We start from the raw sequence: 15952 nt of genomic DNA, 5'->3' as shown, positions 1-15952 counted from the left end.
TTAATCCCTCACGTGATAATGGAAAGCGAGTGACTCTTTGAACTTTTTCACCACATGCAGCCCGTGGCGCAGTAAGTCGCGTTCGCTAGAAGGGAGTTGAGCTACGTCGAGGTAGTTGCTTTGTGGTTCGCCACTCAATTGTTGTCTTAAACGTAATCGGATAAATAGCTTCAAGGCTTCGGAGAGGTTTTCCGCCGTTTCTTCCGCCAGTGCCCCTAGGTTGGCAAGCTGCTCCAGCCGCTCAAAGGTGTTGGTGTGTGGTACACCTTTTTCCAAGCTCATGGTACGTACGCCATGGACGATGGGAAAAATCCCCCCTTTTTTGATATCCAGCCCTTCTTTGCTGCTTTTGAGGGAGCCAAATACGGTCAAAGGAACGCGAAAGGCGAGCGCAGGACGGACAAAGGTGTTGAGCGTCAACATATTGTCGGTCAAGCTGTCTTTGAGTGGTGCTTGGATCGCATCAATCAGACTAAGATCGCCAGCGATCGGCTGGCTGTCAGCAAGGATCGCCAAGTCCATGACACTTTGATGGTTGGCACTTTGTGCCAGATTACGCACGGTTTGTTGCCATTGCGTGGCGGTTTTTACCCACTTGGGATTACTGACCATCACGTGACCTGGACAGGGCGGGTAACCGAGTTGATACAGTGTATGTGAAAAGGTCTCCATCACTTGCTGGCAATCGGGCCAGTTGAGATCGTCGGCGAGAATCAAGGCGTTGTCTTGGTCGGTTTTGAGTACTTGCTCGCCGCGCCCTTCAGAGCCCATGACCACCAAGCAGCACTGACGTTGGTAAGCCTCGGGCACTAACAAGCGAAAGGCTTTTTCCATGATTTGCTCATTCACCGTGGCGATAAGCTGCATCACAAAGCGGGTATGAATGCCATTGTTAAATAAGGTGTGTACCAGCTTGCTCTGGCTGTTTGCGGCGATCACCAGTTCGTCGATGGTTTGTGCGCGGGCAATCTGTAAGTTAAGCACGTGAGAGTGAGTCGAAAAGAGGCTCAGTACCTGAGGAAGATCGAGCATCCCTGCGGTGTTTCCGTGTTCATTGACGACCCGGACACGTTTTACACGCTGGCGTGTCATCTTAATCATGGCGTGAAAGAGAAAGTCGCCGCGTTCCACACTGATCACCGGACGTGTGGCCACCTCGCCAACAGGCACGGATTGATCGTAGCCTTCGAGCACGAGCGCATGAAGCAAATTGGTGCGGGTGATAATACCGCAGTCGCCATTTTCATCATCGACCAAGGCGCAGTCGCAGCGCTCCGCTTTCATCTGGGCGGTAGCGGCATGCAGGGGCACGTCGGGGGAGACACACAAGGCAGGTTGAATATTGCTGTCATCAATTCTTGTCAGCATAAACTCGGCGAGATTTTGTTGCTGACGAGCTTGCACCATCAGTGCTTGTCGGCGCTGAAGGTTGGTATCAAAGTAGCCTCGAAACGCGTGATTATGATGATAAATGGCGAGGAACACCTCGGCGGGTAACAGGTGGCAGAGGGTATCTTCTAGCGCGCGGTATCGGTGTTTGGCGGTGCCATTAAGCAGTGCTGGCACGTCGAACAAGTCGTCGGTGGTGTAATGAGAAAACACTTCCTTGCCGTCTTCTGACACTTCTTCCACGCTGCCTTTGATAATGATAAAGAGCTGCTCGCCCGTATCACCGGGCTGGATCAGGGTGTCGCCACGGCGAAAGTAGGCGACGTCGAGTGCTTGGCGGCATTGTTTGACTTGTGATGCGGTTAGGCAGTCAAAGGGCGCATGAGAGGTGTCAAAAGGTTCAGGCATAGTCGCACTCCTCACTGTGATATTCACAGTGTGTCTCACCCTTTCCGATCTCGCTAGCCGACTTTAGTCTAGCCAGTCATGCACCTGGACTGGTCACCACCATGTATTTGTCGACAATCGTGGCGCGCGTGTCTTTTTTTCCTCGCACAGAGCTGCGACACTTAGCGGGTATCTATCTTAATGTGAAGTAATGAGATGACCTTAACCCAATGTTCCCCGTTTCGCTGGCTGTCAGAATACTTTGGCGGTTTCTTTTTTTCCTATGGTGTGTATCTCCCGTTTTGGGCGGTTTGGTTTGAGTATCTTGGTCTCAATTCAGGCGTGATCGGCACCTTGATTGGGCTTGGTTTTGCAACCCGTTGTGTGGCCAACTTAGTGTTCACACCGCGCGTACAACAGGTTGAAGCCTTGTTGCCGGCGCTGCGGGCCTTGACACTCATGGCGTTAGTGACGTGTGCCTTGCATCCTATGATGGGTGCCAATGTGTGGTGGCTGGCTTTGGTGACCGTGTTATTTAATTTAGCCATTGGTCCCTCCGTCCCCCTGTCAGATGCGCTCGCCAACTATTATGCGCGCCATAAAGTTATCGACTATGGTCGAACTCGCCTCTGGGGATCGATAGCCTTTATTGTTGGGTCGAGTTTGACCGGATGGCTGGTGACCGAGCAATCGGCGGCGATTATTCCCTGGATCGCGATTGGCGGCTTGTCTGCCTGTTTGCTACTGACGTTGCGTCGACCGACATTGATGCCACAAAGCGAGCACGATATGACCAATAGCAAAGTCTCGATGCGTCAGCTTTTCCGCGACCGTCAGGTGGTCGTGTTCTTGTTAATCGCCTCCCTGCTGCAAGGCAGCCACGCAGCGTACTACAGTTTTAGTGCGATCTACTGGAAGCAGGCTGGATATAGCGAGAGCATCGTGGGCTATTTGTGGAGCCTCGGGGTTGTCGCGGAAGTGGCAGTATTTGCCTTGGGGGCGCGGCTTTTTAATGGCTGGTCATCAAAAGCCTTGTTCCAATTGGCGGCTGTGGGTGTATTGCTGCGCTGGGGGATCACAGGGACGACGACCGCTGCGGTGCCTGTGATACTGGTGCAACTGCTTCATGGTATTACGTTTGCCGGCGCACACCTTGGCGCGATGCAGTACATTCAGCGCGAGTGTGGGGCGCGATTGGTGGCCACACAAGCGGCGTACAATGCGCTACCAATGGGCGCAGTGGTGGCGGCGCTGACCACGGCAAGTGGGTGGATTTATGCTGTATCGCCCTCTGGCACTTTTTATACCATGGCGCTGCTTGCGTTGCCTGTTTTCGTTTTACCCCTGCGTGAGCCGGCATTTTGGCGTGCCAAGCAAGCTAAGGTGGCATAAACAGGCCTAAGCTGTAATAAACCACGATTAGGCTTGCAGTAAAGTTAGCTAAGGTGCCCACAAAGCGAATACGAGACGATTGAGTGGGCGCCGATACCGTGTTACACCCAGCTCAAGGGTTCGGCAAAGGATTGCGTCAGGAAGGGAGCCATGACACAAGGCTGGGTAATTGTCTCTGTTTCACTGCTTTATATGGGCGCACTGTTCGCGATTGCTTGGTATGGTGATCGTCAACCGCGCTGGTTACGCTCATGGCGCCCGTGGATTTATAGCCTTTCTATCGCGGTGTATTGCACCTCTTGGACCTTTTTTGGCACGGTTGGCCAAGCGTCCAGCTCACCATGGTCATTCCTACCGATTTACCTTGCCCCTATCTTGGTGTTTACCCTTGGGTGGCGTTTTCTTGCCCGAATGATCTTGATCGCCAAGCGCGAGCACATTACCTCCATTGCCGACTTTATCGCGGCGCGATATGGCAAATCGCAGGGCTTAGCGGTGATGGTGACCTTGATTGCCGTGGTCGGTGTGCTGCCCTATATCGCGTTGCAACTGCGCGGTATTGCCATGGGGCTCGATGTTCTGTCGCCAGAGCTGGGGCAAAGCATTGGCTTGGCACAGCCCCAAATCGCCTGGCTCGTGTGTCTCTCCTTGGCTGCATTTACCGTGTTATTTGGTACGCGTCATATTGACAGTACGGAGCACCACCGAGGGATGATGATGGCGGTCGCTTTCGAGTCGATCGTCAAGCTGGTCGCGTTTCTCGGGGTGGGTATTTTTGTGGTATGGCTGCTATTCCAAGCGCCCAGCTTGCCCGTGAGTCTTGAGGACTCTGGCGTGATTGGTCGCCCGGATGTGGGCAGCTTAATCATTCACACCTTGCTCACAGGGGCGGCAATCATTTGCTTGCCGCGCCAGTTTCACACCATGGTGGTGGAAAACACGCGCGCGAGTGATTTGAATACGGCGCGTAAAGTCTTCCCGACCTACTTGTTACTGATGCTGATTTTTGTGCTACCGCTCGCCTATGCGGGGCAAGCGTTGTTACCTGGGGCACCTGCTGATACGTATGTGATTCGGCTGCCGCTATCGGTAGGGGCTGAGGGGATGGCGCTACTGGCTTTTATGGGGGGCGCATCGGCTGCCAGCGGGATGGTGATTGTTTCAACCATTGCGTTGGCGATCATGGTATCGAACGATCTGGTGATGCCACTGTTGTTGCGGCGAATGAAGCTGAAATCCCGTAACTTTGCGCAGTTCTCTGGGCTGTTACTTAATGTTCGCCGTGCGCTGATCTTTTTGATCTTAATTGCCGCGTGGGGCTTCTATCATCTGATCCTCACTGTGCCCACTTTATCGGAAATTGGCTTTCTCTCCTTTGCGGCCATTGCTCAGTTTGCCCCTGCGATGATTGGCGCCTTGTACTGGCGTCAAGGCAACAAAAAAGGCGTATATGCTGGCTTACTCGTGGGGTTTTCACTGTGGCTGGTGACCATGATGACCCAAACCGGCATGCTGGCAGGAGATGGCCAATCTAACCTATTGATTTGGCTTATCACCCCTCCCGACTTTTCACCGTTTACTCACCTCAATACCGTGGATTGGGGCCTGGCCTTCAGTGTGTTAATGAATGCTCTTGGCTTTGTGGTGATTTCTTTACTCACGCGACCATCACTGAGTGAGCGTTTACAGGCCGCCGCGTTTGTTGGCATGCCACTGCCGGAAAACGATGATGCGCGCTTGTATCAAAGCCGGGTGACAGTGGCGGAGCTGGAGATGCTCGCGGCTCGCTTCGTGGGTCGCCGGCGCATGCGCCAGGCGTTTAGCCAATTTGCAGAGCAGCGTGGTGAAGAGCTGATGCCCCAACAACAAGCCAGCGCACCGCTGATACGTCATACCGAGCGGGTGTTGGCAGGCGTGTTTGGTTCGTCGTCGGCACGCTTAGTCCTTTCATCGGCCCTTCAGGGGCGCAATATGCAGTTGGAAGAAATTGCCACCATTGTTGATGAGGCCTCTGAGCTGTTTGATTTCTCGCGGGGATTACTTCAAGGGGCTATCGAGCATATCAACCAAGGGATCTCTGTGGTGGACAAGCAACTGCGGCTGGTGGCATGGAATCAGCGCTACATTGATATGTTTCAATTTCCACCTGGGCTTATTCAGGTCGGGAGACCGGTCGCGGACTTAATCCGATTCAATGCTCAGCGCGGACTTTGTGGGCCGGGTGATCCGGAAGAGCATGTCAGCAAGCGAGTGCTGCACTTAACACGACGAAAACCGCATACCTCTTCGCGAGTGCATCCAGACGGACGAGTGATTGAGCTGCAGGGCAACCCGATGCCGGGCGGTGGTTTTGTTATGACATTTACCGATATCACCGCGTTTCGGGATGCGGAAGCGGCGCTCAAGCAGTCTAATGAAACCCTTGAAGCGCGGGTGACTGAGCGAACGCGTGAATTAGAGCGGCTAAATAGCCGATTGATTGATGCGACCCGCAAGGCTGAATCCGCCTCACAGTCGAAGAGTCGCTTTTTGGCCGCGGTCAGTCACGATTTGATGCAGCCACTTAATGCTGCACGTTTGTTTGCTTCGTCACTCAGTGAGATGGCGGCAAACCGAGATACTGAAGCCGTTGCTCAGCACATAGAAAGCGCACTAGAAAGTGCGGAAGTGTTGATTGGTGATTTGCTCGATATCTCACGCCTGGAGTCGGGCAAAATGAAAGCACGTATCGAGACCTTTGCATTAAGCGAGGTGTTTCATGCGCTAGAGGCGGAGTTTGGCGTACTGGCTCGCCGCCAGGGGTTGGACTTTCGCGTTGTGACCAGCCAGGTGTTTGTTCAGTCTGATAAGAACTTGCTGCGCCGGGTGCTGCAAAACTTTTTGACCAATGCCTTTCGCTACAACCCTGAGGGCCGAGTGTTGTTAGGTGTGCGACGGGCAGGGCGCGACTACCGCATTGAGGTGTGGGACGATGGCGACGGGATCCCTGTCGATCGTCAGCAAGATATCTTTCAAGAGTTCACACGCATTGATCACGAAGGTGCGGAGCAGGGGTTGGGCTTAGGGTTGGCGATCGCGAAGGGCATTAGCCAAATCCTCTCTCAGCCTCTGGCGTTGAAATCCTGGCCGGGTCGAGGCACGGTGTTCTCGATGACAGTGAATGCGAGTCAAGCGGAAAAGATCGAGCCAAGTCCTGTGGCGCCTGTCACTTCATCGGCGCGAGAGCTCGAAGGTTGCCGTGTCTTATGTGTGGACAATGAGCAAGACATCTTGGATGGGATGGCGCAGCTTTTATCACGGTGGGGATGCGACGTTCGCTGCGCCCCTGACGTGAGTGGTGCGATCAAGACGATCGGCGAGCAATGGCAGCCTGAGTTTGTCCTGAGTGACTATCACTTAACGAACCAGCAAACGGGGTTGCAAGTGCTACAACAATGCCAACTAAAAGTAGGGTGCTGCTTTCAGGGGGTGATCATCAGTGCTGACCGCAGCGCCGAGACACAACAGACCGTGACTGGACTAGGCTTTATGTATCTCTCTAAACCGGTAAAGCCGCTTAAGTTGCGTGCATTATTACAACAGCGAGGAAAACAATGACCCCTTTTACCCTACCGCGCCTAGAGACAGATGTGGGTATTGTTAAAGTGGCAGGGCACTTTAACCCTGTTGATGGGCATATCGAGGTTGATGAATTGGCACACCTAGACGGTGATGGGTGGGCGGATGTGAGTCATTGGCTGACAGAGCAAGCGTATGAAAACAAAATCGCCACCATCGTAGCGGCGATCCGAACATCGTTGATGTCAATTGACGCGTGAATGGCAACCGTCTCACATTATGACGCATCCTGCGCCTGTTGGTGCTCGGTATAAAACGTTTTATGTTCGATAAAGGTCACTGGCGTTTCGGCATAATAGTGGCTTCCTTTCATACTCACGGCCAGGCGGATTTGCGTCTCTTCGCTGCGTGGTGCTGGCAGAGAGACCGTCCAGGTCATGCCTTGTTCATCGCGGATTTGCATGGTTTGCGGTGCGATGTTTGTCAGGCCGATTTGTGCGCCTTCCAGGGGCAGCTCGCTGACCAACCGCAGCGTTAGCCGATTGTTTTCGACGCCTTGCGATTCCAGTTTGAGTTTCATATCGCCATTTTCGAGCTGACAAAACCCACTGGTATAACGGCAATTAGAACGGACCGCCAGCGGATAGCTTTGCCCTGGCTGAGCGGCTTTGGGCGTCTCAGACACACTGGCATCGACGGCAAAATAGGCGATCACCGCTAACACTGGCGCAACCAGCATCGCAATAACCACATGTTTATTGGTGAGTAAACGCGTGACCGTTGACATCATGCCTCTCCTTGGCTGGTCGTAACCAACAGTATAAAAGCCCCCGCAGGGGCTTGATAGGTTAACACGGGATTAGTGTGATTGCGCATCGCCGGCTCCAGACGGCATACGAACGTGCTCGACCAAATCTTGCACCTCTTGCGGTGTTTCTTTGGTCATGCGCGAGACAATGATCGCCACGGCAAAGTTGCACACGGCCCCTACTGCGCCAAAGGCATTGGGCTCGATACCCAGTATCCAGTTGCTACCGAGGCTTTCTAAGTATGTCCAGTCAGAGATAAACAAAATCCCCTTGTGTTGGAATACGTAGAACAGGGTAACGCTGATCCCCGCGACCATACCGGCAATCGCCCCTTCTTTGTTAATGGTCTTGGTAAAGATCCCCATCATGAGTACCGGGAAAATCGATGACGCGGCTAAGCCGAACGCCAGTGCCACCGTCCCGGCCGCAAAGCCTGGTGGGTTGAGCCCTAAGTAGCCGGCCCCAGCGATGGCTAATGCCATAGATATCCGGCTTGCCAGCAGCTCGCCTTTTTCGCTGATATTTGGATTGACGACCCCTTTAATTAAGTCGTGGGATATGGCTGACGATATCGCAAGCAACAACCCGGCGGCAGTCGACAGTGCCGCGGCTAAGCCACCGGCGGCGACCAGGGCTATCACCCAGTTAGGTAGCTTGGCAATCTCTGGGTTGGCCAGCACCATGATGTCGCGGTCAACACGTAGCTCATTGGTTTCTGCATTCGAGGTGTATTGAATTTTCTGATCACCGTTTTTATCTTCAAAGCCTAGCAGCCCGGTGGTTTCCCAGTTCTTAAACCAGTCTGGACGCTGGTCATAGGCGAGGTTGTCACCGTTCGGTAGATTCACCGTGTCCATTAAGTTCAAGCGCGCCATTGCCGCCACCGCAGGTGCTGAGGTATACAAAATCGCGATAAAGAACAGTGCCCAACCGGCAGATGTCCGTGCATCACGCACCTTAGGGACGGTGAAAAAGCGAATAATAACGTGGGGTAAACCGGCCGTACCTATCATCAGTGACATGGTGTAGGCAAACATGTTGAGTGTACTACCCCGCACGGCGGTGGTGTATTCGACAAAGCCGAGTTCGGTCACCACCTGATCGAGTCGGTCGAGCAAGTACTGATCCGTCCCCGCCATGGTGCTACCTAAACCAAGCTGTGGGAATGGGTTACCCGTCAGTTTGAGGGAGATGAAGATTGCGGGAATAGTGTAAGCTAAAATGAGCACGCAATACTGAGCAATTTGGGTGTAGGTAATGCCTTTCATCCCGCCCATCACGGAATACATAAAGACAATGACCATACCGATTAATAGCCCGGTGGAATAGTCGACTTCTAAGAAGCGGCCAAAGGCGACGCCCACCCCTTTCATCTGGCCGATAACATAGGTGACGGAGGCGATGATCAAACAAACAACGGCAACAATGCGCGCGGTTTTTGAATAGAAGCGTTCACCGACAAACTCTGGCACGGTAAACTTGCCAAACTTACGTAGGTAAGGGGCGAGCAACAGTGCGAGGAGCACGAAGCCGCCCGTCCAGCCCATCAAAAAGACCGAGCCCCCATAGCCCATAAACGCGATTAAGCCGGCCATAGAAATGAACGAGGCAGCTGACATCCAGTCGGCAGCGGTCGCCATCCCGTTCGCCACTGGGTTCACCCCGCCACCGGCGACATAGAACTCTTTGGTGGAGCCTGCGCGTGCCCAGATCGCAATCCCAATATAGAGGGCGAACGTGAACCCGACAACAATATAAGTAATGGTTCTTAAATCCATGTGTTAGTCCTCTTACTCGTCGTCCACGCCGAACTCGCGATCGAGTTTGCGCATTTGTTTGGCATACACAAATATGATGCCGAGGAAGGTATAAATCGATCCCTGCTGAGCAAACCAGAACCCAAGTTTGTAGCCACCAATTTGAATAGTATTGAGGGCATCCACGAATAAGATCCCACAGCCGAATGAGACAACAAACCAGACAATCAGCAGACTGATCATCAGTTTGACGTTTCTGTCCCAGTAGGCTTTCGCGTGTTCCTTGCTTTGAAACGCCATCGCCTTCTCCTTGTTTAGCACGTTAATGGAATGTTACTTGAAGACGATAGCAGGGGATGGACGAAGCGACATTGCAACTTTAGTCGAGCGCAGTCAGCGATAATGAGCGGAAAAAGCAGGGTTTTTGTGAGCTAGGTACGGCTGACTCGGGTTGAGCCAGCCAAGTCTTTCGCCAAAGGTCTAACTGAGGTGATAAAACTTTTGGATGCCTTCGAGTAAATTCGCAACGGCGACCGAGGCAAGGATCAGCCCCATGACGCGGCTGATAATCGACGCCCCCACATTCCCAATCACTTTGTGAATCACATTGGCGCCGAGGAGTAAGACCAAGGTCGCGACCAAAACAACAAACATCACCCCAGCGGTCACCGCTTGTTCCGCAATGGCATACCGATTGTTATCTGTGAGCATGACTACCGCCATCATGGCACCGGGGGAGGCAATGGAAGGGACGGCGAGTGGATAAACCGCGGTGGCGGCAATTTCTGCTTTATCAACGTCTTCACTCAGCATTTTGGCTTCTTGGCCGGGTTTTCCTTCACCGAAAATCATGGTGAGGGAAAACAATAGCAACACCAAGCCACCGGCCGCTTGGAATGCGGGTAACGGGATTTGCATGGCTTCAAGCAAAATCTGACCGACAATTAAAAAGAACAGCAAAATGGCAAAGGCAATTGCCACGGCTTTCACCGCGACGCGGCGCTTTTGTTTGGCAGACATGTGGCTGGTTTGTGACAGATAGATGGGCACGCTACCGACAGGGTCGATTACGGCCCATAAAATTACGAATTGCGTCGCAAGAATACTTAACATAGGCGCTCCAAAGTCGGTGTCTAGAGCGCTAGCGTATCAAAGTTCGATATTAGATTGCTGCAATAAAATCACCGCTTGCGTGCGGTTTTTCACGCCCAATTTACGAAATATAGCCGTCATGTGGGCTTTAATGGTCGCTTCGGATACCGCTAAGTCATAAGCGATCTGCTTATTCAGCAAGCCATCGCAAAGCATTCGCAATACTTTGTACTGCTGTGGGGTCAGTGTGGCGAGTTTGTCAGATAAGCTTTCGCTCTCATCGTCTTCGCCGAGATTATCTGGAAAGCAGGGCGTGCCGTCGAGCACTTGGGTTAACGACTGTACCAACGCACGCATATCGCTGGATTTAGGAATAAAGCCAAAGGCACCATGAGCGCGTACCTGACGGATCACACTCGGCTCTTCACTGGCAGAGATCACCACAATCGGTAGGGTGGGATATTGGTGACGCAGCGCAATCAGCCCTGACATGCCATTCGCGCCAGGCATTTTTAGGTCGAGCAGCACCAAGTCGACCTCAGCATCTCGCGCTAAGATCTGATTTAAACTGTCTAAGCTGTCTGCCTCTAGCAGGTTGGCTCCGCTTATCGCCATATGCACGGATTGAAAGAGGGCGTTCCGAAACAGTGGATGATCATCAGCGATAACGATGGTGTGTTGCGCTTCCATAATGCGGCTATCTTCCCTTTGTTTTCAATAAAGCTACCACCAGATATGGGGTTTATCAATTTTGTAACAAGAGAACTAAGAGATTGATCATTGCTCGCTTTTTACTTCATGTTTCAATCCATGCTGGCGTAGGTGAGTCATGAAAGCTTGAGGTGCTAAAAAGCCGGTAATGCGAGCTGTCGCATGACGCTCTCCATTGGGCAACCAAAAGTCGAGTGTGGGCAGCCCGGCCACGTCTTGGGTGCGCATTAACGCAAAATCATCAGGACGATTTTCACTCAGATCCACTTTAATGCGGTGCATGCGGCTGAGCTGCTGAGCCACAGCCGGATCCGTGAAGGTTTTTTGGGCGAATTGTTTACACGGAATGCACCAATCGGCGTAGTAATCAACCAAGGCTATTTGTTGATTAGCCGCAGCGCTGGCGAGCTCTGCATCAAGTGCTTCTTGCGAGTTGACGGTGATAAATGGCGGTGCGGTAGCAGACGCTTTTGGCGGCGCGGTGACTTGTTGCGAGCGAACGATGTGAAGCGCACCAGCACCCAGTGCGGCAATCAATAACCCAGCCGTTAGTGCAAAGCGGCGACCTTGTCTCATACTTTTTCCTTTTCATGCCAATAGGATGAGTATACACACATACCATGATCACATTGTATGGGTTTGCGATTGAATCAACTGGCCGGGGGTCATGCCAAACTGACGCTTAAAGGCGGTAACAAAATTAGAGGGATGATGGTAGCCCGCCCAGTAAGCCGCTTCGCCAATTGAAATCGCCTCATGCAGTAACTTTTCTTTGACCACCACCAACCGACGACGACGGATGTAATCTGAAACGGGCATGCCTAGATGGGTACGAAAACGGCGCTGCAGTGTGCTGCGACTCAGGCCACATGCGTGTGCAATGGTCGATAAGGTTAATGCGGTGTGCAGCTTAGTTTCAATATACGCGACGGCTTTTGCGATTTGTGGTTCATGAGTTGCAGGGATGAGTTCGGTAACAGACTCAATGGTGAGATGAGAGGCTTGCTCACACAGGTGCTTGATGATGGTGAGTGCATGTAAGTGCTGGGTCAGGGGATCAGCCTCGTTTTGCCTACTAAAGCGGGGTAATAAGGCTTGAATGGGGTCGAATATGGCGGTACTAGGTTGCCAGCGTACACAGCCTAAATGATGACGATGCAAGGCACTAAGCAGTGGCAAGGCTTGCTCGTCTGCATATCCATCAAGCCACTCGGGCGGTAGCAATATATTCACTTTTTTAAGGTGATTCCCTGCAATTAAGCGACGACGAAAGGTGCTGTCACGGCACACGGAGACGGCAAGTGCTTGGGGCTGGTGGCATGCATTGCACCGATACGTGTGGTCATCGTAGGCAAACTCCAGCACGCCCTCGAGGACTATCACTAGCATGATCCCCTGATGGGCACGGTGGAGGACATTGGCATCACATAATTCATCGGTGATCCCGCTATCGATATGCAACCCACCCGGACATGAAGTATGTAAAAACTGTCCCCGTACCAAGGGTTGCGTCCGTTTTGAGTGATTAGCCATGATCTCGGCGTGACCATCTGCGCTGGACTCTCGCTGTGTGCAAACAACAGAGACGGGTGCTGCCATCGTATTCCTCCGTAACACGCCGCATAAACGTGCTATGCATAAACGCTCTGCGCATAAAAGCTTGATGCGTGCGCATAATTGTTTTTTCTTCCTGAAAAGCACTGAAATAGTAACATAAATGCGAATTATTACCATTTAGTTGTTTGGGTTATCGACGAAGGAAATGAAGTATGACGTTGTTACTACCTGTCCCAGCACGTCTGGGCTTGCTGACGCTTAGTATAGCCAGTGCTCTATATGCCCCTGCGGTGGCTGCTGATAATCTTGAGGATGAAAGCATAGAAACTGTCTCAGTATGGGGGACGCAAGTGTCCAGCTCATCCCGTTACCTGGGAGAAACGGATCTCACCGTCAAGCAACCGGATCACCTCTCTGATCTATTGCGTGATATCCCCGGTGTGGATGTGGGGGGCACGCACTCGCTCACCCAGCGCATTAATATCCGTGGTTTTACCGAACAAGATCTGGATATCACCGTCGATGGCGCCTCTCAAGGCGGTAAAATGTTCCACCACATCAGCAACCTCACTTTAAATCCTGACATTTTGCAGCGTGTTGATGTCGCGGTGGGCGCCTCGTCGATTCTCACCAGCGAGCTGGGGGGCGCGGTCGCGTTTGAAACCAAAGATCCCTACGATCTCTTGCGTGCTAATGAGACATTTGGAGCACGCCTAAGTGCTGGTTGGGGCAGTAATGACTCCCAACAAGGCTCGTTGACCGTTTATGGGTTGTTGAGTGATGAATGGGATGCGATGGCATATATTAGCCGTTTTGATCGGGACAACTTTAAAGATGGTAATGGGCATCGCACCTTTGGCGGTGAGGGAGAGATCACTAATGGCTTAGTAAAAGTAGGCTGGGAGCCTGCAAGTGGGCATCGCTTTGAACTCAGTTATGATAAGTATCGCGATAAGGGCGACTATCTGCCGCGTCCTGATATGGGTGTAAGCTTCAACCGTAATCGTACCGGTGAAATGATACTGCCAGTGACCTACGATCGTGATACCGCCACGATCAATTACGAATACACCCCGTCACAAGCTATCGAATTGAAAGCGCTGGCCTATTATAACCAGCTGTCACTCACCCGTGATGAAACCGAATTTGCCACCCACCCATTTCTTGCTGACCGCAAAGGCGTCAACGTGGCGGAAGACACGAACCTTGGGGTAAAACTCAGTGTGTCACAGCGTATTGGCGATCACCAACTCGCGTACGGTGCGCACTATGAAAATCAAGACAACGACACCCAATTTGCCAAACCGGGTGTACAGATTTTGGAATCGGCCGACAAGATTGCGCTGTATGTGGAAGACAAGATCGCGCTTACCCCACGTTTTTCGGTGACGCCCGCGGCGCGTTATGACAGCTTTGATCGCCGAGCGACCAGCTCGAGTCAGCGTTATGATGATGTGTCGTTGGCATTGGGGGCCGAGTTTGTCGCTAACGACTATCTCACCGTGTTTGCCAACAGTCGAGAGCTGCACAAAGCACCGCCATTGAATGAATCATTTACCACCACAGCACTGAGTGAAAGCGCGGATAAAGACTTGAAAGCCGAGCATGGCCGGACCGATGAAATTGGTGTGCGCCTCTCGAATGCCGCGGCGCAAGAAAACTATTTATTAACCGCCAATCTGACGGTGTTTCGCACTGAGCTCGATGATGAAATTGTGGTGCGTAGTTACAAAGATGGCAGTGGTAATTGGGCGTATGAAACCACCAACCGTGGCGATGCCACCTATCGTGGCTTTGAGGCCAGTACCTATTGGGCATGGCAGCAGTGGACGGCGTCAGCCAGTTACAGTCGCACGGATGTGAGTTATTCAGAGGCGTATCAACTGGATCAGATTTTTGGTCGCGCCCGCCACCTCGGCGATACCGTAGCCTTGAATGCGGATTACGCGTTGACCCGTTGGGATGTTTTGCTGGGGTGGAACACTCAAATTCAGCGATCGACCACCGTTCCTGATAGCAACTTGACCAAGCCGGGCTACACAGTCCACAACGTGTTCGCTCAGTGGCAACCGATGGCAGTAGACGGATTCACTTTGACGGCAGGGGTCGACAATCTGTTTGACAGTCGCTATCGCTCGCATGCGTCAACGTCAGGTAAACGAGGCGCAGAAATCCTCGATTACGAGCCCGGTCGCAATATTAAATTGACGGCATCCTATCAATTTTAATCGCAAAGAGGTGGGCGCTTGCGCCCACCTATCAAGGAGCATTGATGCCTAGTATGACGACGATGATTGACTCCGAGCATGCCCCACGTTACTTGCAGACCTTGTGTCGTCACTTTGGTCGCAAAGTCGAGGCGAGCTGGGATGAGCAAACAGGACGCGTACATTTCCCTGCGGGAGTGTGTGATATGCAGGTGCAAGGAACCCAGTTGCGTGTTACATGCCATGCCGATGATGAAGCGAGCTTAACCTTGGTGACTGAGACGGTCAGTAGCCACATCAAGATGTTTGCACGCCGAGAAGCACTGCCCCATCAGTGGCAGTGCGTCGCCGACGCTTAGGCGTGTTTTTTCGCGCGGCCTTGCACCGCCTTAAAACGTGGATTGGTTTTGCAAATGACGAACATGCGTCCGCGACGCCGAACGACTTGACAGTCAGGATGACGTTGACGGGCGCTTTTTAGTGAGTTAACGACCTTCATGACGACGCCTTTTTGCGGCGGCCTACTTGGCCAAACTTACGCGCGAAGTGTGCCGCGCGCCCTTCTTTGTTCGTCGCTCGTGCCTTCCCAGTATATACCGGGTGTGAGGCGCTCGAGATATCCAGTGGATAGTAAGGATAGGTTTTGCCATCTTGCCACTCGATGGTACGTGATGTTTGCAAGGTTGAGCCGACAATAAAATAGGCGTCAACACTGGTGTCATGAAAAACGACAGAACGGTATTCGGGATGGATATTGGCTTTCATAACGACTCCCTATTGTTTGTTATGATATAACATAACACTTACTAAGGAGGATGAAAAGTGCATCAGCGTCCAGGTTAAAGATCTCATTTCCCCAACTTTTTGTTGTCAGTTCGCGAAAAGTGTTACTTTTTCTTACCTGAATCAACATGCGCGTGACGGCACCTGGTTAGGATTTGGCCATGGTGCTGAGCGCGGTTGCTCACATCTCCCACCAAGGATGGTGCTTATTAGTGGCGATAGGCCGACGGAGGAGCCGTCATATCGTATCTACCCCCAATACGCCATGGGCGTGCCATAGACAATGAATGCATGTGAACGGACGCGTGGG

At 52.4% G+C, this 15952-nt stretch carries 15 protein-coding genes; 5 read left to right on the top strand and 10 right to left on the bottom strand.

Annotation, left to right across the window (positions count from 1 at the left end; translation table 11 throughout):
- Nucleotides 1-1797: a DUF294 nucleotidyltransferase-like domain-containing protein gene (locus tag EHW56_RS14410; RefSeq protein ID WP_077639292.1), complete on the bottom strand. Its 1797-nt coding sequence runs from the start codon at nucleotides 1795-1797 to the stop codon at nucleotides 1-3.
- A gap of 195 nt (nucleotides 1798-1992) precedes the next feature.
- Here EHW56_RS14410 and EHW56_RS14405 point away from each other — a divergent pair, with 195 nt between their 5' ends.
- The 3 genes from EHW56_RS14405 (at nucleotide 1993) to EHW56_RS14395 (ending at nucleotide 6986) form a co-directional block, all read left to right on the top strand.
- Complete coding sequence (locus EHW56_RS14405; protein WP_046074535.1) at nucleotides 1993-3168, top strand: 3-phenylpropionate MFS transporter; 1176 nt, start codon at nucleotides 1993-1995, stop codon at nucleotides 3166-3168.
- 150 nt (nucleotides 3169-3318) lie between these two features.
- The gene (locus EHW56_RS14400; protein ID WP_152800433.1) at nucleotides 3319-6765 is read left to right on the top strand and encodes a hybrid sensor histidine kinase/response regulator; all 3447 of its coding nucleotides are present in this window, start codon (nucleotides 3319-3321) and stop codon (nucleotides 6763-6765) included.
- Entirely contained in the window at nucleotides 6762-6986 is a 225-nt protein-coding gene (locus EHW56_RS14395) for a hypothetical protein (RefSeq protein ID WP_077579409.1), read from the top strand. Before EHW56_RS14400 ends, EHW56_RS14395 begins: the two co-directional genes overlap by 4 nt.
- A gap of 17 nt (nucleotides 6987-7003) precedes the next feature.
- On the opposite strand, the gene EHW56_RS14390 is transcribed toward EHW56_RS14395, so the two are convergent.
- The 7 genes from EHW56_RS14390 to EHW56_RS14360 form a co-directional block, all read right to left on the bottom strand.
- The gene (locus tag EHW56_RS14390) at nucleotides 7004-7516 is read right to left on the bottom strand and encodes a hypothetical protein (protein ID WP_046074538.1); all 513 of its coding nucleotides are present in this window, start codon (nucleotides 7514-7516) and stop codon (nucleotides 7004-7006) included.
- A gap of 69 nt (nucleotides 7517-7585) precedes the next feature.
- Complete coding sequence (locus EHW56_RS14385) at nucleotides 7586-9313, bottom strand: sodium:solute symporter family protein (RefSeq protein ID WP_077579408.1); 1728 nt, start codon at nucleotides 9311-9313, stop codon at nucleotides 7586-7588.
- 12 nt (nucleotides 9314-9325) lie between these two features.
- Nucleotides 9326-9592 carry a DUF4212 domain-containing protein gene (locus EHW56_RS14380; RefSeq protein ID WP_046074540.1) on the bottom strand — a complete coding sequence of 89 codons (267 nt, stop codon included), beginning with the start codon at nucleotides 9590-9592 and terminating at the stop codon, nucleotides 9326-9328.
- Between the two features lie 180 nt (nucleotides 9593-9772).
- The gene (locus EHW56_RS14375) at nucleotides 9773-10405 is read right to left on the bottom strand and encodes a MarC family protein (RefSeq protein WP_046074541.1); all 633 of its coding nucleotides are present in this window, start codon (nucleotides 10403-10405) and stop codon (nucleotides 9773-9775) included.
- Between the two features lie 36 nt (nucleotides 10406-10441).
- Nucleotides 10442-11074, bottom strand: coding sequence for a response regulator transcription factor (locus EHW56_RS14370; RefSeq protein WP_046074542.1), 633 nt, complete (start codon nucleotides 11072-11074; stop codon nucleotides 10442-10444).
- Between the two features lie 87 nt (nucleotides 11075-11161).
- A complete protein-coding gene (locus EHW56_RS14365; RefSeq protein ID WP_152797131.1) occupies nucleotides 11162-11671 on the bottom strand; it encodes a thioredoxin fold domain-containing protein in 510 nt (169 codons plus the stop codon).
- Nucleotides 11672-11719: 48 nt separating this feature from the next.
- Nucleotides 11720-12694 carry an AraC family transcriptional regulator gene (locus EHW56_RS14360; protein ID WP_172970059.1) on the bottom strand — a complete coding sequence of 325 codons (975 nt, stop codon included), beginning with the start codon at nucleotides 12692-12694 and terminating at the stop codon, nucleotides 11720-11722.
- Between the two features lie 170 nt (nucleotides 12695-12864).
- Here EHW56_RS14360 and EHW56_RS14355 point away from each other — a divergent pair, with 170 nt between their 5' ends.
- Together EHW56_RS14355 and EHW56_RS14350 are read left to right on the top strand one after the other, a co-directional pair.
- On the top strand, nucleotides 12865-14880 hold the full coding sequence (locus tag EHW56_RS14355; RefSeq protein WP_152797135.1) for a TonB-dependent receptor domain-containing protein: 2016 nt from the start codon (nucleotides 12865-12867) through the stop codon (nucleotides 14878-14880).
- Between the two features lie 44 nt (nucleotides 14881-14924).
- Complete coding sequence (locus EHW56_RS14350; RefSeq protein ID WP_069361520.1) at nucleotides 14925-15218, top strand: DUF2218 domain-containing protein; 294 nt, start codon at nucleotides 14925-14927, stop codon at nucleotides 15216-15218.
- On the opposite strand, the gene ykgO is transcribed toward EHW56_RS14350, so the two are convergent.
- Entirely contained in the window at nucleotides 15215-15358 is a 144-nt protein-coding gene (gene ykgO / locus EHW56_RS14345) for a type B 50S ribosomal protein L36 (RefSeq protein ID WP_069361519.1), read from the bottom strand. The two genes, EHW56_RS14350 and ykgO, sit on opposite strands and share 4 nt — an antisense overlap.
- A complete protein-coding gene (locus tag EHW56_RS14340) occupies nucleotides 15355-15624 on the bottom strand; it encodes a type B 50S ribosomal protein L31 (protein WP_069361518.1) in 270 nt (89 codons plus the stop codon). The genes ykgO and EHW56_RS14340 overlap by 4 nt, the downstream gene beginning before the upstream one ends.
- Nucleotides 15625-15952 lie beyond the last annotated feature (328 nt).

The sequence above is a fragment of the Salinivibrio sp. VGrn1 genome (assembly GCF_009377995.1).
Classification (GTDB): Bacteria; Pseudomonadota; Gammaproteobacteria; order Enterobacterales; family Vibrionaceae; genus Salinivibrio; species Salinivibrio siamensis.
This window is presented reverse-complemented; position numbering and strand designations above follow the sequence as displayed.